Annotated in this window: 17 protein-coding genes; 10 read left to right on the top strand and 7 right to left on the bottom strand. The window is 70.8% G+C overall.

Annotated features, from left to right (window positions below):
* Positions 1–16 precede the first annotated feature (16 nt).
* Positions 17–1,069, top strand: a complete 1,053-nt coding sequence (locus ACZ32T_RS26385; protein ID WP_467264488.1) for an LLM class F420-dependent oxidoreductase — start codon at positions 17–19, stop codon at positions 1,067–1,069.
* Positions 1,070–1,308: 239 nt separating this feature from the next.
* Positions 1,309–2,097 (top strand): ferritin-like domain-containing protein, encoded by a 789-nt coding sequence (locus tag ACZ32T_RS26380; RefSeq protein WP_467264490.1) that lies wholly within the window; start codon positions 1,309–1,311, stop codon positions 2,095–2,097.
* Positions 2,098–2,103: 6 nt separating this feature from the next.
* On the opposite strand, the gene corA is transcribed toward ACZ32T_RS26380, so the two are convergent.
* Positions 2,104–3,090 carry a magnesium/cobalt transporter CorA gene (corA, locus tag ACZ32T_RS26375; protein WP_467264492.1) on the bottom strand — a complete coding sequence of 329 codons (987 nt, stop codon included), beginning with the start codon at positions 3,088–3,090 and terminating at the stop codon, positions 2,104–2,106.
* A gap of 52 nt (positions 3,091–3,142) precedes the next feature.
* Here corA and ACZ32T_RS26370 point away from each other — a divergent pair, with 52 nt between their 5' ends.
* The 4 genes from ACZ32T_RS26370 (at position 3,143) to mshC (ending at position 6,747) form a co-directional block, all read left to right on the top strand.
* Complete coding sequence (locus ACZ32T_RS26370) at positions 3,143–3,853, top strand: histidine phosphatase family protein (RefSeq protein WP_467369335.1); 711 nt, start codon at positions 3,143–3,145, stop codon at positions 3,851–3,853.
* A gap of 105 nt (positions 3,854–3,958) precedes the next feature.
* On the top strand, positions 3,959–4,549 hold the full coding sequence (locus tag ACZ32T_RS26365; RefSeq protein WP_104790241.1) for a DUF3090 domain-containing protein: 591 nt from the start codon (positions 3,959–3,961) through the stop codon (positions 4,547–4,549).
* Positions 4,513–5,373, top strand: a complete 861-nt coding sequence (locus ACZ32T_RS26360; protein ID WP_467369333.1) for an SCO1664 family protein — start codon at positions 4,513–4,515, stop codon at positions 5,371–5,373. The genes ACZ32T_RS26365 and ACZ32T_RS26360 overlap by 37 nt, the downstream gene beginning before the upstream one ends.
* Before the next feature lie 144 nt (positions 5,374–5,517).
* Entirely contained in the window at positions 5,518–6,747 is a 1,230-nt protein-coding gene (gene mshC / locus ACZ32T_RS26355; protein ID WP_467369331.1) for a cysteine--1-D-myo-inosityl 2-amino-2-deoxy-alpha-D-glucopyranoside ligase, read from the top strand.
* 83 nt (positions 6,748–6,830) lie between these two features.
* On the opposite strand, the gene ACZ32T_RS26350 is transcribed toward mshC, so the two are convergent.
* Entirely contained in the window at positions 6,831–7,892 is a 1,062-nt protein-coding gene (locus tag ACZ32T_RS26350) for a PAC2 family protein (protein WP_467264500.1), read from the bottom strand.
* Positions 7,893–8,120: 228 nt separating this feature from the next.
* On the opposite strand from ACZ32T_RS26350, the gene ACZ32T_RS26345 reads away from it, so the two are divergent.
* Positions 8,121–9,443, top strand: coding sequence for an L-fuconate dehydratase (locus ACZ32T_RS26345; RefSeq protein ID WP_467369374.1), 1,323 nt, complete (start codon positions 8,121–8,123; stop codon positions 9,441–9,443).
* Positions 9,440–10,228 carry an SDR family NAD(P)-dependent oxidoreductase gene (locus ACZ32T_RS26340; RefSeq protein WP_467264502.1) on the top strand — a complete coding sequence of 263 codons (789 nt, stop codon included), beginning with the start codon at positions 9,440–9,442 and terminating at the stop codon, positions 10,226–10,228. The genes ACZ32T_RS26345 and ACZ32T_RS26340 overlap by 4 nt, the downstream gene beginning before the upstream one ends.
* Here ACZ32T_RS26340 and ACZ32T_RS26335 read toward each other — a convergent pair.
* The 5 genes from ACZ32T_RS26335 to ACZ32T_RS26315 form a co-directional block, all read right to left on the bottom strand.
* Positions 10,217–10,888: a FadR/GntR family transcriptional regulator gene (locus tag ACZ32T_RS26335; RefSeq protein WP_467369329.1), complete on the bottom strand. Its 672-nt coding sequence runs from the start codon at positions 10,886–10,888 to the stop codon at positions 10,217–10,219. The two genes, ACZ32T_RS26340 and ACZ32T_RS26335, sit on opposite strands and share 12 nt — an antisense overlap.
* A 145-nt stretch (positions 10,889–11,033) precedes the next feature.
* On the bottom strand, positions 11,034–12,644 hold the full coding sequence (locus tag ACZ32T_RS26330) for a glycerol-3-phosphate dehydrogenase/oxidase (RefSeq protein ID WP_362943037.1): 1,611 nt from the start codon (positions 12,642–12,644) through the stop codon (positions 11,034–11,036).
* Positions 12,645–12,656: 12 nt separating this feature from the next.
* Positions 12,657–14,186, bottom strand: coding sequence for a glycerol kinase GlpK (gene glpK / locus ACZ32T_RS26325; protein ID WP_467264506.1), 1,530 nt, complete (start codon positions 14,184–14,186; stop codon positions 12,657–12,659).
* 40 nt (positions 14,187–14,226) lie between these two features.
* Positions 14,227–15,018: an MIP/aquaporin family protein gene (locus ACZ32T_RS26320; protein ID WP_356714622.1), complete on the bottom strand. Its 792-nt coding sequence runs from the start codon at positions 15,016–15,018 to the stop codon at positions 14,227–14,229.
* A gap of 263 nt (positions 15,019–15,281) precedes the next feature.
* Positions 15,282–16,046, bottom strand: coding sequence for an IclR family transcriptional regulator (locus ACZ32T_RS26315; protein ID WP_356714621.1), 765 nt, complete (start codon positions 16,044–16,046; stop codon positions 15,282–15,284).
* A 238-nt stretch (positions 16,047–16,284) separates the two neighbouring features.
* On the opposite strand from ACZ32T_RS26315, the gene metH reads away from it, so the two are divergent.
* Both metH and ACZ32T_RS26305 read left to right on the top strand, forming a co-directional pair.
* The gene (gene metH / locus ACZ32T_RS26310) at positions 16,285–19,797 is read left to right on the top strand and encodes a methionine synthase (RefSeq protein ID WP_467264509.1); all 3,513 of its coding nucleotides are present in this window, start codon (positions 16,285–16,287) and stop codon (positions 19,795–19,797) included.
* A 140-nt stretch (positions 19,798–19,937) separates the two neighbouring features.
* Positions 19,938–20,636, top strand: a complete 699-nt coding sequence (locus ACZ32T_RS26305) for an HAD family hydrolase (protein WP_467264511.1) — start codon at positions 19,938–19,940, stop codon at positions 20,634–20,636.
* Positions 20,637–20,899 lie beyond the last annotated feature (263 nt).

Genomic DNA, 20,899 nt, shown 5'->3' with positions numbered 1-20,899 from the left:
TAGAGGGAGCGTGGGTATGCGGCTCGGCATCAATCTCGGTTACTGGGGTGCGGGGATGGACGGCGACAACCTCGCCGTCGCCCAGGAGGCCGACCGGCTCGGCTACGACGTCTGCTGGGCGGCCGAGGCGTACGGCTCCGACGTGCCCACCGTGCTCGCCTGGGTCGCCGCCCGTACCGAGTCCATCGACGTGGGCTCCGCCATCATGCAGATCCCGGCCCGCCAGCCCGCCATGACGGCCATGACCGCGGCCACCCTCGACTCGCTCTCCGGGGGGCGTTTCCGCCTCGGCCTCGGCGTCTCCGGACCCCAGGTCTCCGAAGGCTGGTACGGCGTCAAGTTCGACAAGCCGCTGGCCCGCACCCGCGAGTACGTCGAGATCGTGCGCAGGGCGATGTCCCGGGAGCGCCTGTCCTACGAGGGCGAGCACTGGACGCTGCCGCTGCCCGACGGCCCGGGCAAGCCCATCAAGCTGACCGTCCACCCGCAGCGCGAGCACATCCCGCTCTACATCGCCGCGATCGGCCCGAAGAACCTCGAGCAGACCGGCGAGATCGCCGACGGAGCCCTGCTGATCTTCCCCTCCGCCGACCACCTGGAGGAGACCGCGGTGAAGCACCTGCGGGCCGGGCGCGAGAAGGCCGGCAAGACGATGGACGGCTTCGACGTCTGTCCCACGGTGCCGCTCGCCGTCGGCGACGACATCAACGGTCTCGCCGACATGTTCCGCCCGTACACCGCGCTGTACGTCGGCGGCATGGGCAGCCGCAAGCAGAACTTCTACAACCAGCTCGCCCAGCGCATGGGCTACGAGAAGGAAGCCGCCGAGATCCAGGACAAGTACCTCTCCGGCGACAAGGCCGGCGCGGCGGCAGCCGTACCGCACCAGCTGATCGACCAGACCACGCTGCTCGGCTCGGTGGACCGGATCGCCGACCGGATGCAGGCCTACGCCGCCGCCGGTGTGACGACGCTGACCCTCGCCCCGGCGGGCTTCACGCTCGACGAGCGGCTCGCGGCCCTGCGCGCCGGGACCGACGCCCTGGAGCGCTCCGGCCTCGCCGCGTAGGCACCGGCGCAGCACTACGGCCGTGGTGGGGGCTCGGGGGTCCTCCCCGCCACGGCCGTCACACGGAACAACGCGCCGCCCGGCCCCGGGTTACGCCCCGTACTCCACCCGGGACGCCCGGGCAGGTCCGGCCGCCGCCGGGCGCCCGTTCGGCCCTCTCCGCCCCGCCCCGTGTTGCCTACCGACGCGTACCGGAATTGACTGTGTCTCTGCGGACACCGGTGGGAAAGGTGGCAGTGATGCTGTCGGCAAAGAGTCTGTTCCAGGAGATCCTCGACAACGACGAGTCGTTCCGCCTGTTCTGCTCGATCGCCGCCGGCGGGGAGACGCAGGGCGGCTGGGAGAACGGCCGCATCGCCGCACTCGTCCCGCCTGGACTGCACGGGCTGGCGCCCAAGGTCGCCCGGCACGGTGCCGACGAGGACAAGCACGGCCGCATCTTCAACGCCCTGCTGAAGCAGCGCGGACTCCAGCCGGTGACGGTGCCGTACGAGACCGACTACACCCTCCTGCTGGAGCGCCAGGGCATCGGCCTGGCGCACGACCGGCTCAGCCGTGAGGAGCCGCTCACCGAACGGGACATCATCGTCTACCTCGCCCACAGCAGGGTCACCGAGCAGCGGGCGTCCGAGCAGATGAGGCTCCTGCTCAGACACTTCGCCGGACACCCCGTCCTCGGCCGCGCCGTGAAGATGATCTCGCGGGACGAGGACAGCCACCTCGCGTACTGCCACGAGGAGCTCCTCCGCTTCGCCCGGGCCGGACACGGACGGATGATCCAGTCCGTCCTGCGGGAGTGCGCCCAGGCCGAGATCCGGGTGTACCGCGACGTCAGCCTGGCCGTGATGAGCCACATGGGCGCCGTGCTGGGCTGGCCCCGCGCCAAGTCAGCCGTACTCGTCGCGGGCATCCACGCGATGCACGCCTACGAGCGGCTGGTGGGCTGGCGGCGCATGGTGAGCCTCGAACAGCCCGCCCTGCGCGACGCCCTGAGCGGCCCTGCCGTCCCCGAGAACGAATACGCCTGAGAAGGACTACAGCCAGCCGCGGCGCTTGAACAGGCGGTACAGCCCGGCGACCGCGACGCCCATCAGCGCGATCACGGCCGGGTAGGTCCAGATCCAGCCGAGCTCGGGCATGTGCTCGAAGTTCATCCCGTAGATCCCGGCCACCATGGTGGGTACGGCGGCCATGGCGGCCCACGCCGAGATCTTCCGCATGTCGTCGTTCTGCCGGACACCCACCTGCGCCAGATGCGCCGACAGGATGTCCGAGAGCAGCCGGTCGAGCCCCTCCACGTGCTCGACGGCACGCGTCAGATGGTCGTTCACGTCCCGGAAGAACGGCTGCGAGTCCGCGTCGACGAACGGCACGCCCGCGCTCGACAGCCGCGCCATCGGCGCGCTCAGCGGATTGGTCGCCCGGCGGAATTCGAGCACCTGCCGCTTGAAGGTGTAGATGCCCGCCGCCGTGTTCTTCGAGTCCCCGGTCCCGGAGGGGGCGAAGACCTCGGCCTCCAGCTCCTCCAGGTCGACCTGGAGCTCGGCCGCGACCTCGATGTAGTGGTCCACCACCGCGTCGCTCACCGCGTAGAGCACCGACGTGGGCCCGTGCTTCAGGACCTCGGGCTCGGCCTCCAGCCGGCGCCGTACGGCCGCGAGGGGCGCACCCTCGCCGTGGCGCACCGTCACCACGAAGGAGTCCCCTATGAAGAGCATCAGCTCACCGGCGCTCACGGTGTCGCTCTCCGGCTCGTAGACCACCGGCTTGATGACGACGAACAGGGAGTCGTCGTAGATCTCCAGCTTCGGCCGCTGATGGGCGCGCAGGGCGTCCTCCACCGCCAGCGGATGCAGCGCGAACTCGCTGCTGACCAGGTCGAACTCCTTCTCCGTCGGCTCGTGGAGGCCGATCCAGACGAAGGCGTCCCCGGTGGCGCGTGCCTCGTCGAGGGCATCGGAGAAGTCGGCGGGACCTTCGGTCCTGCGCCCGTCCCGGTAAATTCCGCAGTCGACGATCACCCGCGCATTCTTCCCTGCCGCGAAGGGTTCACGCACCTCTACGCTGGCAGGTATGCCCACGCTCATCCTTGTACGCCACGGACGCTCGACCGCCAACGTCTCCGGAGTGCTCGCCGGCCGGACCCCCGGCGTCTCCCTCGACGGACGCGGTGAGGAACAGGCCGCCGCGCTCCCCGGCCGCCTGGCCGCCCTCACCCTCGTCGCGGCCGTCAGCAGCCCGCTGCAGCGCTGCCGCCAGACGCTCCAGCCACTGCTCGACGCCCGCCCGGACCTCCCGCTGCACACCGAGGACCGGATCAGCGAGTGCGACTACGGGGACTGGTCGGGGCGCAAACTCGCCGAACTCTCCGACGAACCGCTGATGAGGGTCGTCCAGCAGCACCCCTCGGCCGCTGCCTTCCCCGGCGGCGAGTCCATGCGGGCGATGCAGGCCCGGGCCGTCGACGCCGTGCGGGACTGGAACGCCCGCGTGGAGGCGGAGCACGGCGAGGACGCCACGTATGTGATGTGCTCGCACGGGGACATCATCAAGGCCCTCGTCGCCGACGCGCTCGGCATGCACCTCGACCTCTTCCAGCGCCTGCACGCCGACCCGTGTTCCGTCACCGCGATCCGCTACACCTCACTGCGCCCGTTCCTCCTCCGCCTCGGCGACACCGGCGACTTCGCGTCCTTGGCACCACGTGAACAGGCCATCGGGGCGGACGCGACGGGGGAGGAAGCAACGGATGCGGCCGTCGGGGGCGGCGCTGGGGCACCGTGATCGCTCCGCGCAGTAGGGTGGACGCGCCGTAGAGGCCGTGCGGGACATCTCGCAGGGCCCCGGGGCCGCCCCTATCCGCCATCACATTCTCAAGGGAGACAGGACGTGTCCCGTCAGGTGTTCCTCTACGACCCTCCGGACCGTTTCGTGGCCGGTACGGTCGGGCTGCCTGGCCGCCGTACGTTTTTCCTTCAGGCATCCTCGCGCGGACGGGTCACCAGCGTGGCCCTGGAGAAGACGCAGGTCGCCGCGTTGGCCGAACGGATCGACGAACTCCTCGACGAGGTCGTGCGGCGGACCGGCGGCAACTCACCTGTGCCCGCCGTGGCACCCATGGACGTCACCGACAGCGCTCCGCTCGACGCCCCCGTCGAGGAGGAGTTCAGGGTCGGCACGATGGCACTCGCCTGGGACGGCGAGGAGCAGCGCATGATCGTCGAGGCGCAGGCCCTCGTCGAACTGGACGCCGACTCCGAGGACGACCTCGCCGAGGCCGAGGAAAGGCTTCTGCAGGACGAGGAGAACGGTCCGCCGATGCTGCGCGTCCGGCTGAGCGGTGCTCAGGCGCGGGCGTTCGCCAAACGCGCGCTGGACGTCGTGAACGCGGGCCGCCCGCCCTGCCCGCTCTGCAGCCTCCCCCTCGACCCGGAAGGACACGTATGCCCGCGCCAGAACGGATACCGTCGCGGGGCCTGACGGAGGAGGGGCTGCGCACTCTCCTCGCCGAGGGGGAGCTCACGGTCCACGGCCGGGTCAGGGGCGCGTCGAACGCGGTGCTCCACTGCACGGTCGCGTACGAGGGCGAGGAACGCCTCTGTGTCTACAAGCCGGTCGCCGGCGAGCAGCCGCTGTGGGACTTCCCCGACGGCACGCTCGCCCGGCGCGAGGTCGCCGCGTACGAGATCTCCGAGGCCACCGGCTGGGGACTCGTCCCGCCCACGGTGCTGCGGGATGGCCCCTACGGCGAGGGGATGTGCCAGCTGTGGATCGAGGCGGAGGCGGGCGGCGAGGACGCACCGGCGTCCTCCCACGGGCTGCCGCCCCTGCTCGCGCTCGTCGAGACCGAGGAGCCCGGGGACGGGTGGAAGGCGGTCGGCTTCGCCGAGGTGGGGGAGGGGAGGACCGCCCTGCTGGTGCACGCCGACGACCCCCGGCTGCGCAGGCTCGCGATCCTGGACGCCGTGATCAACAACGGTGACCGCAAGGGAGGGCACCTGCTGTCCGCTCCCGGCGGGCGGCTGTACGGCATCGACCACGGCGTCACCTTCAACGCCGACGACAAGCTGCGCACGCTCCTGTGGGGGTGGGCCGGGGAACCGCTGACGCCGGAGGCGGCCGAAGTGCTCGACCGGCTCTCGGCCGGCCTGGAACCGGGCACGGCGCTCGCCACCCGGTTGGGGGAACTCATCACCGCGGCGGAGACCGAGGCCCTGCGCGGCCGGGTGGAGAGCCTCCGCAAGTCCGGCCGCCACCCTCTGCCGAGCGGTGACTGGCCGCCGATCCCCTGGCCGCCGGTGTGACACCGGCCCATCGGGGCCCGGGGCGGTGAGCCGCTCCGGGCCCCGGTGCGTAGGCGAGAACCGCCCCGCCCGCAAGACCGCCTCTTCGGCCTCGATCTGCCATCCGGTTCGTATCCGGAAGCATCATCCGGTTACGCTCATGACATGCATGCCTGGCCCGCTTCTGAGGTCCCCGCCCTGCCTGGCAAGGGCCGCGACCTTCGGATCCACGACACCGCGACCGGCGGACGGATCACCCTTGACCCCGGTCCCGTCGCCCGCATCTATGTCTGCGGCATCACGCCGTACGACGCGACCCATATGGGTCATGCGGCGACCTACAACGCGTTCGACCTCGTTCAGCGCGTGTGGCTCGACACCAAGCGGCAGGTTCACTACGTCCAGAACGTGACGGACGTGGATGATCCGCTGCTGGAGCGGGCCGTGCGCGACGGCGAGGACTGGACCGAGCTCGCGGAGCGCGAGACGGCTCTCTTCCGGGAGGACATGACCGCCCTGCGCATGCTCCCCCCGAAGCACTACATCGGGGCCGTCGAGGCGATACCCGGTATCGTCCCGCTCGTGGAACGCCTCCGTGACGCGGGCGCCGCCTACGAACTCGACGGCGACGTGTACTTCTCCGTCGAGTGCGACCCGCACTTCGGCGAGGTCTCCGGCCTGGACGCCGAGGCCATGCGGCTGCTCTCCGCCGAGCGCGGCGGTGACCCGGAGCGCCCCGGCAAGAAGAACCCGCTCGACCCGATGCTCTGGATGGCCGCCCGTGAGGGCGAGCCGAGCTGGGACGGCGGCTCCCTCGGCCGCGGCAGGCCCGGCTGGCACATCGAGTGCGTCGCCATCGCGCTCGACCACCTCGGGATGAGCTTCGACGTGCAGGGGGGCGGCTCCGACCTCGCCTTCCCGCACCACGAGATGGGCGCCTCGCACGCCCAGGTGCTGACCGGCGAGCACCCCTTCGCCCGCGCCTACGTGCACGCCGGCATGGTCGCCCTGAACGGCGAGAAGATGTCCAAGTCCAAGGGAAACCTCGTCTTCGTGTCGGCGCTGCGCCGGGACGACGTGGACCCCGCGGCGATCAGGCTCGCCCTGCTCGCTCACCACTACAGGGCCGACTGGGAGTGGACCGACCAGGTACTCGCCGACGCCGTCGAGCGTCTCGCCAGGTGGCGTGGAGCCGTCTCCCGGCCCGACGGGCTCCCCGCCGACGCGCTGGTCGAGGAGGTGCGGGAGGCCCTGGCCGACGACCTGGACACCTCGGCCGCCCTCGCCGCCGTGGACCGCTGGGCCGCGGAGCAGAGCTCCGGCGGTGGCGCGGACGAGGGTGCGCCCGGGCTGGTCTCACGCACCGTCGACGCACTGCTGGGCGTCGCGCTGTAAGTACTCCCGAACCGTCGAACGGCCCCGGACTTCGCGAGAGATCGTCGAGGTCCGGGGCCGTTCCCCGTGCGGGAGGCGGGCGGTCAGTCGTCCGAGGCGTCCTCGTCCGGCCCTGCGGGCGGCGGGTCCTCGGGCGTGGCGCCCCCGTCGGCGTCCTCCGGCCGGCCCTTGTCCTTCTCGGGCCGCTCGGAACGCTCCGGGCGTTGCGGCTTCGGCGGCCTCGTACGACCGCTGGAGGTGTCCCGCAGGTAGGGCATGTCGCCGCTCTCCGTGGCGTGACCGCCCGGCGCCTGGCCGGGGCCGCCCGTGTCCCTGCGCCTCAGATAGCGCTCGAACTCACGGGCGATGGCCTCTCCCGACGCCTCGGGCAGCTCGGCGGTGTCCCGCGCCTCCTCCAGCGTCTGCACGTACTCCGCGACCTCGCTGTCCTCGGCGGCCAGCTGATCGACCCCGAGCTGCCAGGCGCGGGCGTCCTCGGGCAGCTCGCCCAGCGGGATCCGCAGTCCGAGAAGATCCTCCAGGCGGTTCAGGAGCGCCAGGGTCGCCTTCGGGTTCGGCGGCTGCGACACATAGTGCGGCACCGCCGCCCACAGGCTCACCGCGGGCACTCCCGCGTGCGTGCACGCCTCCTGGAGGATGCCCACGATGCCCGTGGGCCCCTCGTACCGGGTCTCCTCCAGGTCCATGGTCCTCGCCAGGTCCGGGTCAGAGGTGACCCCGCTGACCGGCACCGGCCTGGTGTGCGGGGTGTCGCCGAGCAGCGCCCCCAGGATGACGACCATCTCGACGCCGAGCTCATGGGCGAAGCCCAGGATCTCGTTGCAGTACGAACGCCATCGCATGGACGGTTCGATGCCGCGGATCAGCACCAGATCACGGGGCTTCTCACCGCCGACCCGCACCACGGAGAGCCGGGTGGTGGGCCACGTGATCTTGCGTGTCCCACCCTCCAGGAACACCGTGGGCCGGTTGACCTGGAAGTCGTAGTAGTCCTCGGCATCGAGCGCCGCGAAGACCTCGCCCTTCCACTCCCGGTCCAGATGCCCGACCGCTGTGGAGGCGGCGTCACCCGCGTCGTTCCAGCCCTCGAACGCGGCCACCATGACCGGGTCGATCAGCTCGGGTACCCCCTCGAGCTCGATCACCCAGGCCTCCTTCCGAAGTTCCCTTGTGTACGGACCAACCTTACGGCTTCCGCCCTGTTCCGCCGCAGCCGTTTGCACGCGCCGATGAAGCGTGCCACCTCTTGATTCATCCGAGCTGTACCGATGAAACTGATCAAACTCGATGGGAACCCTGGACCGGGAGGGCCGTAGGAGGTTATACATCGGATGACCACTGAGAGATCCGATGTTATTCCCCTGGGGGCGCACATGAGTCTGACCGTCACGGACTTCGAGGTCGACGACATCCGCTTTCCCACCTCGCGGCAGCTGGACGGCTCGGACGCCATGAACCCCGACCCCGACTACTCCGCCGCCTATGTCGTCCTGCGCACGGACGGCGAGGCAGCGGAGGGGCACGGCTTCTGCTTCACCATCGGCCGCGGCAACGATGTCATGGCCGCGGCCATCGAGGCGCTCCGCTCCCATGTGGTGGGACGCGCCGCCCCCCGGACGGCCGCGGACCTCGCCGCCCTGTACCGCGGGCTCACGCACGACTCCCAGCTGCGCTGGCTCGGCCCCGAGAAGGGCGTGATACACATGGCGGCCGGTGCCGTGGTCAACGCGGCCTGGGACCTCGCGGCGCGGCTGGCCGGGAAGCCCGTGTGGCGGTTCCTCGCGGAGATGACCCCGGAGGAGCTCGTCTCCCTCGTCGACTTCCGCTACCTCAGCGACGCCCTCACCCCGCAGGAGGCGCTCGGCATCCTCCGCGCCGCGGAGCCGGGCCGGGCCGGGCGCACCGAGCGGCTGCTGGCCGAGGGCTATCCGGCGTACACCACTTCGCCCGGCTGGCTGGGATACGACGACGCCAAGCTCGTACGCCTGGCCGAGGAGGCCGTCGCGGACGGTTTCACCCAGATCAAGCTGAAGGTCGGCGCCGATCTGGACGACGACATCCGCAGACTCGCGCTCGCCCGCCGGGCCGTCGGCCCCGGCATCCGGATCGCCGTCGACGCCAACCAGCGCTGGGACGTCCCCGAGGCGCTGGAGTGGATGAACGCGCTCGCCCCGTACGACCCGTACTGGGTCGAGGAGCCCACCAGCCCCGACGACGTGCTCGGCCACGCCGCCGTGCGCGCCGGCCAGCCCGTCAAGGTCGCCACCGGTGAGCACATCGCCAACCGGGTCGTGTTCAAGCAGCTGCTCCAGGCCGGCGCGGCCGACTTCGTCCAGATCGACGCCGCCCGCGTGGCCGGGGTCAACGAGAACCTCGCGGTCCTGCTGCTCGCCGCCAAGTTCGGCGTCCCGGTCTGCCCCCACGCCGGAGGCGTCGGACTGTGCGAACTCGTCCAGCACCTCTCGATGTTCGACTACGTCGCGGTGTCGGGCAGCCAGGAGGACCGCGTGATCGAGTACGTCGACCACCTCCACGAGCACTTCGCCGACCCGGCCGTCGTCGAGAACGGCCGCTACGTCACCCCGCGCCGGCCGGGCTTCTCGGCCCGGATGCTCCCCGCCTCCATCGCCGCACACCGCTACCCGGGGGGCCTCGCGTGGCAGGCCCCCCGCATACCCGAGGAGACCCACCGATGACCGGTACGCAGGATTTCGACGGACTGTCCGCCCTGGTGACGGGCGGCGCGTCCGGCATCGGGGCCGCGGTGGCGACGCTGCTGCTCGCCCGGGGGGCGCGGGTCGCGGTGCTCGACCGCGATCCGGTGGGCGCCCCCGAGGGTGCACTCGCCCTTGAGGCGGACGTCACCGACGACGGCGCCGTACGCGACGCCGTCGACCGGGCGGCCGCGGAGCTGGGCGGGCTGCACACCCTGGTGTCCAACGCGGGGATCGGCTCGATCGGCACCGTCGAGGACAACACGGACGCGGAATGGGCCCACGTACTGGACGTCAACGTGCTCGGCATGGTCCGCGCGGCCCGCCACGCGCTGCCCCATCTGCGCCGTGCCGCCGCCGGGCGGCCCGGGGCCGTGTCGATCACCCAGACCTGTTCCATCGCCGCGACCGCCGGTCTGCCGCAGCGCGCGCTCTACAGCGCCGCCAAGGGAGCCGTGCTCTCCCTCACCCTCGCGATGGCCGCCGACCACGTCCGTGAGGGGATCAGGGTCAACTGCGTCAATCCGGGGACCGCGGACACCCCCTGGATCGGCCGGCTGCTCGACCGGGCCGAGGACCCGGCGGCCGAGCGCGCGGCGCTCGACGCCCGGCAGCCGCTGGGACGGCTGGTCTCCGCCGACGAGGTGGCCGCCGCCATCGTGTACCTGGCGAGTCCGGCGGCGGCGTCCGTCACCGGCACCGCGCTCGCCGTCGACGGGGGGATGCAGGGGCTGCGGCTGCGTCCCGCCGCCCCCTCACAGGGTTGACCGCAGCCACTGCTCCACGCTCGCCACATGCACCGTCGCCCAGGACCGGGCCGCCTCGGCGTCCCGGTCCCGCAGCGCCGCCAGGATCGCCCGGTGCTCGCGCAGCGTGCGGCCGACCGCGTCCTCCTGGGTCAGCCCGCGCCATACCCTGGCCCGGGTGGTCGGGCCGGACAGGCCGTCCAGCAGGGAGCACAGCACCGAGTTGCCGGAGTGCTGGACGATGCCGCGGTGGAACTCCAGGTCGCCGGCGACCAGCGCCTCCACCGAGGGCTCCGGGCCCAGCGCGTCCAACTGGTCGTCGAGTGCGTCCAGTTGTTCCTCGGTCATGCGCAGGGCCGCCATCGCCGTGGCCGCCGGCTCCAGGATCCTGCGGACCGCGAAGAACTCCAGCACCGTGTCGTCTCGGTGGAAGTCCACCACGAAGCTGAGCGCCTCCAGGAGCAGTTGCGGGTCCAGGCTGGTGACGTAGGTGCCGTCCCCCTGCCGGACGTCGAGGATCCGGATCAGCGACAGCGCGCGCACCGCCTCCCGCAGCGAGTTGCGCGACAGGCCCAGTTCGGCCGCGAGTTCGCTCTCCTTGGGGAGACGGTCCCCGGGGGCCAGCGCGCCCGAGACGATCATTGCCTTGATCTTCTCGATCGCTTCGTCGGTGACGGCCATGCAGGCCTCCTCGCGCACAAGACATCCGATGTATGGATCTCATTATGCGGCCCCGGGCGCCGGGGTGTCCCGCACCCGGTCACTCACGCGGCAGGGGCGGCCTCCCCGACCGGGAGACCGCCCCTGCCGCGGCGTACCCGCGTCGTCAGCGCCCGTCGGCCAGCATGTCCTCGACCCTGGCCCGGATGCCGTCCGTCGCCAGGCCCCGGATCGTCAGCGTCGTCCGGCGGCGCAGCACGTCGTCCGCCGTCTCGGCCCATTCGCGGTCGCGCGCGTACGCCACCTGTGCCCAGATCTCCGGGGCGTCGGGGTGGATGCGCTCGGCCAGGGCCGGGTTCTCGTTCGCGAGCCGTGCGATGTCGAAGGAGAGCGAGCCGTAGTGGGTCGCCAGGTGCCGGGCCGTGTCGGCGGGCATCCGCGGACCGGGCGTACCGCCGTCGACCAGCAGCCGGTGCGCGACCGCGTTCGGGTTGGCGATACCGGGCAGCGGGACCTTCTTCGGCAGCCGTGCCATCGGCTCCATGTCCTCACCCAGAGGGTGCCCCGGCAGCTCGGCCAGCTTGTTCATCACCGTACGGCCGATGTGGCGGAACGTCGTCCACTTGCCGCCCGCGACCGACAGCATTCCGCCGCGGCCCTCCGTCACGACCGTCTCGCGCTTGGCCTTCGACGTGTCACCGGGACCGCCCGGCAGCACCCGCAGCCCCGCGAAGGAGTACGTGATCAGATCGCGGGACAGCTGCTGGTCCCGGACGGAGAACGCCGCCTCGTCGAGGATCTGCGCCGTGTCCTTCTCGGTGACCGCGACATCGGCCGGGTCGCCCTCGTACTCCTCGTCGGTCGTGCCGAGCAGCAGCATGTCCTCCCACGGCAGGGCGAACGTGATGCGGTACTTGTCGATCGGCGTCGCCAGCGCGGCCTTCCACGGGCGGGTGCGCTTGAGGACGAGGTGGGCGCCCTTGGACAGACGGATGGACGGCGCGGAGGCCGGGTCCTCCAGCTTCCGCAGGTGGTCGACCCACGGGCCGGTGGCGTTCAGCACGAGCCGGGCGTTCACGCCGAACTCCGAGCCGTCCTGACGGTCCTCCAGCTCGGCCCCCGTGACGCGGCCCTTGGTGAAGCGCAGCCCGGTCACCGCGGCGTGGTTGAGGACGACGGCGCCCGCGTCGACGGCCGCGCGGACCGTCATCAGCGCCATCCGGGCGTCGTTCATCTGGTCGTCGCCGTAGACCGCGACGGCCTTCAGGTTGTCCGTGCGCAGCTCCGGCACGTCGCGAGCGGCCCGGGACGGGCTGATCACATGGCCGACGCCGTCACCGAACGCGGACAGCGCCGAGTAGGCGAAGACACCTGCGCCGAGCTTGGCCGCGCCGTGCGGCCCGCCCTTGTAGACGGGCAGGTAGAAGGTGAGCGGGTTGGCCAGGTGCGGGGCGACCTGACGGGAGACCGCGCGCCGCTCGAAGTGGTTCTCGGCGACCAGCTTCACCGCGCCGGTCTGGAGGTAGCGCAGACCGCCGTGGAGCAGCTTGGAGGAGGCCGAGGAGGTGGCACCGGCGAAGTCGCCGGCGTCCACCAGGGCCACCCGCAGTCCGGACTGCGCGGCATGCCAGGCGGTGGAGATGCCCAGGATGCCGCCGCCGATCACCAGGAGGTCGTACGTCGCCTTGGAAAGCTGCTCCCGGGTCTCGGCACGGCTCGGGAGGGAGCCGGAGGCCGGATGCGTCCCGAGGGCGGGGACGCTCTGCAGGGTGGTCATGTCGATTGCTCCTCAGATCTCTTCGTCCTCGATCCAGCTCATGGTCCGTTCGACGGCCTTGAGCCAGCTCTTGTACTCGCGGTCACGGGTGGCCGCGTCCATGCGGGGTGTCCACTCGGCGGCACGACGCCAGTTGGCGCGCAGTGCGTCGGTGTCCGGCCAGAAGCCGACGGCCAGGCCGGCGGCATAGGCGGCGCCGAGGCAGGTGGTCTCGGCGACCATGGGGCGCACCACGGGCGCGTCCAGGAAGTCGGAGAGCGTCTGCATCAGCAGGTTGTTGGAGGTCATGCCGCCGTCGACCTTGAGCGCGGTCAGTTCGACGCCGGAGTCCTTGGTCATGGCGTCGCTGATCTCGCGGGTCTGCCAGGCGGTGGCCTCGAGCACGGCCCGGGCGATGTGCGCCTTGGTCACGTAACGGGTGAGACCCGCGATGACGCCGCGGGCGTCGGGACGCCAGTAGGGGGCGAACAGACCGGAGAACGCGGGCACGAAGTACGCGCCGCCGTTGTCCTCGACGGAGGAGGCCAGCGTCTCGATCTCGGCCGCGGACTTGATCAGGCCCATCTGGTCGCGCATCCACTGCACCAGCGAACCGGTGACGGCGATGGACCCCTCGAGGGCGTAGACCGGCTTCTCGTCGCCGATCCGGTATCCGACGGTCGTCAGCAGCCCGTTGTACGAGTTCACCGGGGTGTGGCCGGTGTTCATCAGCATGAAGGTGCCGGTGCCGTACGTGGACTTGGCCTCGCCCTGGGCGAAGCACGTCTGGCCGAACAGCGCGGCCTGCTGGTCGCCGAGGGCGGAGGCCACCGGGACGCCGTCCAGGACGCCGCCCTTGGCGTTGCCGTACACCTCGGCGGAGGACCGGATCTCCGGCAGCACGGCGGCGGGGATCTCCAGCGATGTGACGATCTTGTCGTCCCACTGCATCGTGTGCAGGTTCATCAGGAGGGTGCGCGAGGCGTTGGTCACGTCGGTGACGTGGACGCCGCCGTCCGTGCCCCCGGTCAGATTCCAGATGACCCAGGAGTCCATCGTCCCGAAGAGGATGTCGCCCCGCTCGGCGCGCTCGCGCAGCCCCTCGACGTTGTCGAGCAGCCAGCGCACCTTCGGGCCGGCGAAGTACGAGGCGAGCGGCAGCCCCGTCTCACGGCGGAAGCGGTCCTGGCCGACGTTGCGGCCGAGCTCCTTGCAGAGCGCGTCGGTGCGGGTGTCCTGCCAGACGAGGGCGTTGTGGACGGGCTCACCGGTGTTCTTGTCCCAGAGCAGGGTGGTCTCGCGCTGGTTGGTGATGCCGATCGCCTTGACGTCGGCGGAGGTGATGCCCGCCTTGACGATCGCCCCGGCCACGACTTCCTGGACGTTCTCCCAGATCTCTTCGGCGTCGTGTTCGACCCAGCCCGGCTTGGGGAAGATCTGCTCGTGCTCCTTCTGGTCGACCGAGACGATCCGGCCGTCCTTGTCGAAGACGATGCAGCGGCTGGACGTGGTGCCCTGGTCGATGGCCGCGATGAACGGGCCGGTGGTGTGTGCGTCGGTCACGGTTGGCTCCCGGAAGTCTGTGTGGTGCGGAGATGAGGGCTCAGGCGAAGGCGATGTTGTAGAGCCCGCCGGCGAGTGCGCCCCCGATGAGCGGTCCTACCACCGGTACCCAGGCGTAGCCCCAGTCCGACCCGCCTTTGTTGGGCAGCGGCAGCAGCGCGTGCACGATGCGCGGACCGAGGTCACGCACCGGGTTGATCGCGTAACCGGTCGGGCCGCCGAGCGACAGACCGATACCGACGACCACCAGGGCGGTGATCAGGGCGCCGAGCGCGCCGAGGCCGTTGCCTTCGTCGTTGAGGCCCTGGGTGAGGATCGCCAGGATCAGCACGAAGGTGGCGATGATCTCCGTGACCACGTTCTGCACCGCGTTCCGGATCTCCGGACCCGTGGTGAAGATGCCGAGCACGGGGCCCGCCTTCGGGGCCGACGCCTGGTCGACCATGCCCTCCTCGGCCGGCTGCGCCTTCACGATCTCGGGATCCGTGAGGTGCGCGTGGAACTGGCCGTAGTACACGGCCCAGACGAGCACGGCGCCGATGATCGCGCCGAGCAGCTCGGAGGCGAGATACAGGGGCACATCGCTCCACGCGGTGCCGCCCTGGATCGCGAGACCGATCGTGACCGCCGGGTTGAGGTGGGCGCCTGACACGCCCGAGGCTATGTAGGCACCGGTCAGCACGGCGAAGCCCCACCCGAAGGTGACGGCCAGCCAGCCGGCGTTCTGCGCCTTGGAGCGCTTGAGCGTGACGGCGGCACAGACACCGCCGCCGAGCAGTACGAGTACGGCGGTACCGATGGTCTCGCCGATGAAGATGTCGGAGCTGGACACCCGTGACTCCTTTGTCCTTCGTCCAGGGGAAGGCGAAACACCGGGTCCCTCCGGTGGATCGCGCCCCCAGGTGGGTACTCGTCGGGGACGGGCACTTCACCTGTAGGGCTTGACCGGCCCTCGGCACTGTCACACCCTAACGCGTTATGCCGTTAAGCGTTCGACAATGCCGACCGGTGAACGGCAATGTTTCTCCCCGATGGAGGGTGCGTCAAGGGGTGTGTGACGCGCGACTCGATCGTTACCGACGTCGCGAGGGGTGCTCAGAAGCGCCCGGCGCCCAGATCCCGGGAGACGGCACGGGCGCAGTCCCGTACGGCCGCGACAAGCTCGGGCCGCAGCTCGCCGCCGGTGCAGACGCGCTCCACCGCCCCGGTCACGGCCACGGCGCCGACCGGCATCCTGCGCCGGTCGTGGATGGGGGCGGCCGCGGCCGCCACGCCCTCCCAGGTCTCCTCGACGTCGGCCGCCCAGCCCTGTGCCCGGATCAGGTCGAGCAGCGACTCGAACTCCTCGTCGCCCGTGACGGTGCGCGGCGTGAAGGACCGCCGCTCCACCTCCGTGGCCTCGCTGTGCGCGACCGGGTCGTAGGCGGCCAGGACCTTGCCCAGGGCGGTGGAGTGCAGTGGCTGCATGGCGCCGACCTCGAGTACCTGGCGGCTGTCGTCGGGCCGGAAGACGTGGTGGACGATCAGGACCCCGTGCTGGTGCAGCACGCCCAGGTGGACGCTCTCGCCGCTGGAGCGGGCCAGGTCGTCGGTCCACACCAGCGCGCGGGCGCGCAGCTCGTGCACGTCGAGATAGCTGTTGCCCAGGCGCAGCAGCTCGGCGCCCAGCTGGTAGCGGCCCGACGCGGCGTCCTGCTCGACGAAGCCCTCGTGCTGGAGGGTGCGCAGGATGCCGTGCGCGGTGCCCTTGGCCAGACCCAGGGACGACGAGATGTCGGACAGGCCGAGCCGACGCTCGCCGCCCGCCAGCAGGCGCAGCATCGCGGCTGCCCGCTCGAGCGACTGGATGTTCTTCGCCATCGCGCCGTACTCCTCCACCTCGGTTCGACAATGCTGAACACTATCGGTCGATGCCGACCTCTGTCCGGTGGCGCGAAGATTATGCGTCACCCCGTGAGCGGGCCCGTCACGGGACAGCATGCAGTCCGTCCCGTGGGACGCGATGCCCGCCCCGGGCGCCTCCCCGCTACGCTGGCCGCGTGTCCCTTGCGCAGAGGGGCGCGAAGCCGACAGCCGTCGCATCCCAGGGAGAACATCCATGGCCTCGTTGCCGACCCCCGCAGCTGACAGCCGGACCCGAGCCGCAGCGCTCCGTGAGGCGCTCGCCACCCGGGTCGTGGTGGCCGACGGTGCCATGGGCACCATGCTCCAGGCCCAGGACCCCACCCTCGAGGACTTCGAGAACCTCGAAGGCTGCAACGAGATCCTGAACGTCACCCGCCCCGACATCGTCCGTTCGGTCCACGAGGAGTACTTCGCGGTCGGCGTGGACTGCGTCGAGACGAACACCTTCGGGGCCAACGCCTCCGCCCTGGGCGAGTACGACATCCCCGGCCGGATCCACGAGCTCTCCGAGTCCGGCGCGGCCATCGCCCGCGAGGTGGCCGACCGGTTCACCGAGTCCACCGGACAGCAGCGCTGGGTGCTCGGCTCCATCGGCCCGGGCACCAAGCTGCCGACCCTGGGCCACGCGCCCTACACGGTCCTGCGCGACGGCTTCCAGCAGAACGCCGAAGGGCTGATCGCCGGCGGAGCCGACGCGCTCATCATCGAGACCACGCAGGACCTCCTGCAGACCAAGGCCGCCGTGCTCGGTGCCCGGCGCGCCCTGGAGGCGATGGGCAGCGACCTCCTGGTGCTGTGCTCACTGGCCTTCGAGACCACCGGCACCATGCTGCTCGGCTCCGAGATCGGCGCCGCGCTGACCGCGCTCGAACCGCTCGGCGTCGACATGATCGGCCTGAACTGTTCGACGGGCCCCGCGGAGATGAGCGAGCACCTGCGCTACCTCACCCGCCACTCCCGCATCCCGCTGCTCTGCATGCCGAACGCCGGGCTGCCGGTGCTCACCAAGGACGGGGCACACTTCCCGCTCGACCCCGAAGGCCTGGCCGACGCCCAGGAGACCTTCGTCCAGGAGTACGGCCTCTCGCTCGTCGGCGGCTGCTGCGGTACGACCCCGGAGCACCTGCGCCGGCTCGTGGACCGCGTCCGCGGCTCCGAGCTCACCACCCGCGCCCCGCGCCCCGAGCCCGGCGCGGCCTCGCTCTACCAGACCGTCCCGTTCCGCCAGGACACCTCGTACCTGGCGATCGGCGAGCGTACGAACGCCAACGGATCCAAGAAGTTCCGTGAGGCCATGCTCGACGCGCGCTGGGACGACTGCGTCGAGATGGCCCGCGACCAGATCCGCGAAGGCGCCCACATGCTCGACCTCTGCGTCGACTACGTGGGCCGCGACGGGGTCGCCGACATGGAGGAGCTGGCCGGCCGGTTCGCCACCGCCTCCACCCTGCCGATCGTGCTCGACTCCACCGAGGTGCCCGTCCTGCGCGCCGGACTGGAGAAGCTGGGCGGCCGGGCCGTGCTGAACTCCGTCAACTACGAGGACGGCGACGGCCCCGAGTCCCGCTTCGCCAAGGTCAGCGGGCTGGCCGCCGAGCACGGCGCCGCGCTGATCGCGCTGACCATCGACGAGGAGGGCCAGGCCCGCACCGTCGAGCACAAGGTCGCCATCGCCGAGCGGCTCATCGAGGACCTCACCACCAACTGGGGCATCCACGAGTCGGACATCCTCATCGACTGCCTGACCTTCACCATCTGCACGGGCCAGGAGGAGTCCCGCAAGGACGGGATCGCCACGATCGGCGCCATCCGCGAGCTGAAGCGCCGCCACCCCGACGTGCAGACCACGCTGGGCCTGTCCAACATCTCCTTCGGTCTGAACCCGGCCGCACGCGTCGTCCTGAACTCCGTCTTCCTGGACGAGTGCGTGAAGGCGGGCCTGGACTCCGCGATCGTGCACGCCTCCAAGATCCTGCCGATCGCCCGGCTGGAGGAGGAGCAGGTCAAGGTCGCCCTCGACCTGATCCACGACCGCCGGGAGGAGGGCTACGACCCGCTGCAGCGGCTCATGGAGCTCTTCGAGGGCGTCAACATGAAGTCGATGAAGCAGGGCAAGGCCGAGGAGCTGCTCGCCCTGCCCCTGGACGAGCGGCTCCAGCGCCGCATCATCGACGGCGAGAAGAACGGCCTGGAGGCCGACCTCGACGAGGCGCTGCAGACCCGGCCCGCGCTCGCGATCGTCAACGACACCCTGCTGGCCGGCATGAAGGTGGTGGGTGAGCTCTTCGGCTCCGGCCAGATGCAGCTGCCCTTCGTGCTCCAGTCCGCCGAGGTCATGAAGAGCGCGGTCGCCTACCTCGAACCGCACATGGAGAAGACCGACGACGACGGCAAGGGCACCATCGTGCTGGCCACCGTCCGGGGCGACGTCCACGACATCGGCAAGAACCTCGTCGACATCATCCTGTCCAACAACGGCTTCAACGTGGTCAACCTGGGCATCAAGCAGCCCGTCTCCGCGATCCTGGACGCCGCCGAGGAGCACCGCGCCGACGTCATCGGCATGTCGGGCCTCCTGGTGAAGTCCACCGTGATCATGAAGGAGAACCTGCAGGAGCTGAACCAGCGCAAGATGGCCGCCGACTACCCGGTGATCCTCGGTGGCGCCGCCCTGACCAGGGCCTACGTCGAACAGGACCTGCACGAGATCTACGAGGGCGAGGTCCGCTACGCCCGCGACGCCTTCGAGGGACTGCGCCTCATGGACGCCCTCATCGCGGTCAAGCGCGGTGTCCCCGGCGCCAGCCTCCCCGAGCTGAAGCAGCGCAGGGTGCCCAAGCGGGACACCCCCGTGGCCGAGGTCGTGGAGCCCGAGGAGGGCGTACGGTCCGACGTCTCCGTCACCAACCCGGTTCCCGAGCCGCCGTTCTGGGGCACCAGGGTCGTCAAGGGCATCCAGCTCAAGGAGTACGCCTCCTGGCTGGACGAGGGCGCGCTCTTCAAGGGCCAGTGGGGTCTCAAGCAGGCCCGCGCCGGTGACGGGCCGACGTACGAGGAGCTCGTGGAGCGCGAGGGCCGGCCGCACCTGCGCGGCTGGCTCGACAAGCTGCACACCGAGAACCTGCTGGAAGCCGCCGTCGTCTACGGCTACTTCCCCTGCGTCTCCAAGGGCGACGACCTGATCCTGCTGCACGAGGACGGCTCGGAGCGCACCCGCTTCACCTTCCCGCGCCAGCGCCGCGGCCGCCGTCTCTGCCTGGCGGACTTCTTCCGCCCCGAGGAGTCGGGGGAGACGGACGTGATCGGCCTCCAGGTCGTCACGGTCGGTTCGAAGATCGGCGGGGCCACCGCCGAGCTCTTCGAGTCGAACTCCTACCGCGACTACCTGGAGCTCCACGGGCTGTCCGTGCAGCTGGCCGAGGCCCTCGCCGAGTACTGGCACGCGCGGGTCCGCAGCGAGCTGGGCTTCGCCGGTGAGGACCCCTCCGACGTCGAGGACATGTTCGCGCTGAAGTACCGCGGCGCGCGCTTCTCCCTGGGCTACGGGGCCTGCCCCGACCTGGAGGACCGGGCGAAGATCGCCGAGCTCCTGGAGCCCGAGCGGATCGGTGTGAAGCTCTCCGAGGAGTTCCAGCTCCACCCCGAGCAGTCCACGGACGCGATCGTCATCCACCACCCGGAGGCGAAGTACTTCAACGCGCGGTAAGGCACTGTTCGACGCGCTGTAAGGCGCTGCTCCGCGCGCCGGGCGTGCGCGAGTCGTAGACTGGTCGGTCCAGTGCAGGCCGGTCGCCGTTCCCACCGGGAAGGCGGCCGGCCTTCTCGTCCCTCATGGAGGTGTGCCGGATGACCAGTACGGTCCCCGCGTCCCTGACCCGTACGGCCGAAGGGTCGGCGCTGCAAGCCGTCCTTCTCGACATGGACGGCACACTGGTCGACACCGAAGGTTTCTGGTGGGACGTGGAGGTCGAGGTCTTCGCCGACCTCGGTCACCGGCTGGAGCCGGCCTGGCGGGAGGTCGTGGTCGGCGGGCCCATGACCCGCAGCGCCGGCTACCTCATCGAGGTCACCGGGGCCGGTATCGCCATCGAGGAACTCACCGTGCTGCTCAACGACCGCTTCGAGAAGCGCATCGGACGCGGTGTGCCGCTGATGCCGGGTGCCGGGCGGCTGCTCGCCGAGCTCGCCGCGCACGAGGTGCCCACCGCCCTGGTCTCCGCCTCGCACCGGCGCATCATCGACCGGGTCCTGGATTCGGTGGGCCGGCACCACTTCGCGCTCACGGTAGCGGGGGACGAGGTGTCCCGTACGAAGCCCCACCCCGATCCCTATCTCGCGGCGGCGGCGGGTTTCGGGGCAGATCCCTGGCGCTGCGCGGTCATCGAGGACACCGCCACCGGGGTCGCCGCGGCCGAGGCGGCGGGCTGCCGGGTCGTCGCCGTGCCGTCCGTGGCGCCGATCGCCCCAGCCCCCGGCCGGGTGGTCGTGCCCTCCCTGGAGCAGGTGGATCTCGCCTTCCTGCGGGAGCTGGTCGCCGACGAGTGAGAGCCGGTGCACCGAGGGTGATTCGTGGACAGGCAACAAGAATCCGGCCCTGAAATCTGTTCGTTCCCCGCTTTCGCGCACCGCGTGAATCAGGTTCATGTCAATACGGTCGGCAGGGTGGGAGCGTGACGTTCGTCACTCGGCGTAATGTTCGTGGGGCCCGCGGATCGGCCAGGCTGTCCGATTCGGGGCCCCTATACGTCCGTATTGATGAGGGCGTGTACGAAACATTCCCGAGCGTGACATGGACAACCCGTCATCGG

The sequence above is a fragment of the Streptomyces sp. NPDC023573 genome (genome assembly GCF_055559735.1).
The sequence above is the reverse complement of the archived record's forward strand: the minus strand, read 5'-3'. Positions and strand labels throughout refer to the sequence as shown.

Bases quoted from the DNA above. Each gene is read 5' to 3' on its own strand.
- ACZ32T_RS26385 (WP_467264488.1), top strand. From the start codon at position 17: ATGCGGCTCGGCATCAATCTCGGTTACTGGGGTGCGGGGATGGACGGC.
- ACZ32T_RS26380 (WP_467264490.1), top strand. From the start codon at position 1,309: ATGCTGTCGGCAAAGAGTCTGTTCCAGGAGATCCTCGACAACGACGAG.
- ACZ32T_RS26370 (WP_467369335.1), top strand. From the start codon at position 3,143: ATGCCCACGCTCATCCTTGTACGCCACGGACGCTCGACCGCCAACGTC.
- ACZ32T_RS26360 (WP_467369333.1), top strand. From the start codon at position 4,513: ATGCCCGCGCCAGAACGGATACCGTCGCGGGGCCTGACGGAGGAGGGG.
- mshC (WP_467369331.1), top strand. From the start codon at position 5,518: ATGCATGCCTGGCCCGCTTCTGAGGTCCCCGCCCTGCCTGGCAAGGGC.
- ACZ32T_RS26345 (WP_467369374.1), top strand. From the start codon at position 8,121: ATGAGTCTGACCGTCACGGACTTCGAGGTCGACGACATCCGCTTTCCC.
- ACZ32T_RS26340 (WP_467264502.1), top strand. From the start codon at position 9,440: ATGACCGGTACGCAGGATTTCGACGGACTGTCCGCCCTGGTGACGGGC.
- ACZ32T_RS26335 (WP_467369329.1), bottom strand. From the start codon at position 10,888: ATGGCCGTCACCGACGAAGCGATCGAGAAGATCAAGGCAATGATCGTC.
- ACZ32T_RS26330 (WP_362943037.1), bottom strand. From the start codon at position 12,644: ATGACCACCCTGCAGAGCGTCCCCGCCCTCGGGACGCATCCGGCCTCC.
- ACZ32T_RS26315 (WP_356714621.1), bottom strand. From the start codon at position 16,046: ATGGCGAAGAACATCCAGTCGCTCGAGCGGGCAGCCGCGATGCTGCGC.
- metH (WP_467264509.1), top strand. From the start codon at position 16,285: ATGGCCTCGTTGCCGACCCCCGCAGCTGACAGCCGGACCCGAGCCGCA.
- ACZ32T_RS26305 (WP_467264511.1), top strand. From the start codon at position 19,938: ATGACCAGTACGGTCCCCGCGTCCCTGACCCGTACGGCCGAAGGGTCG.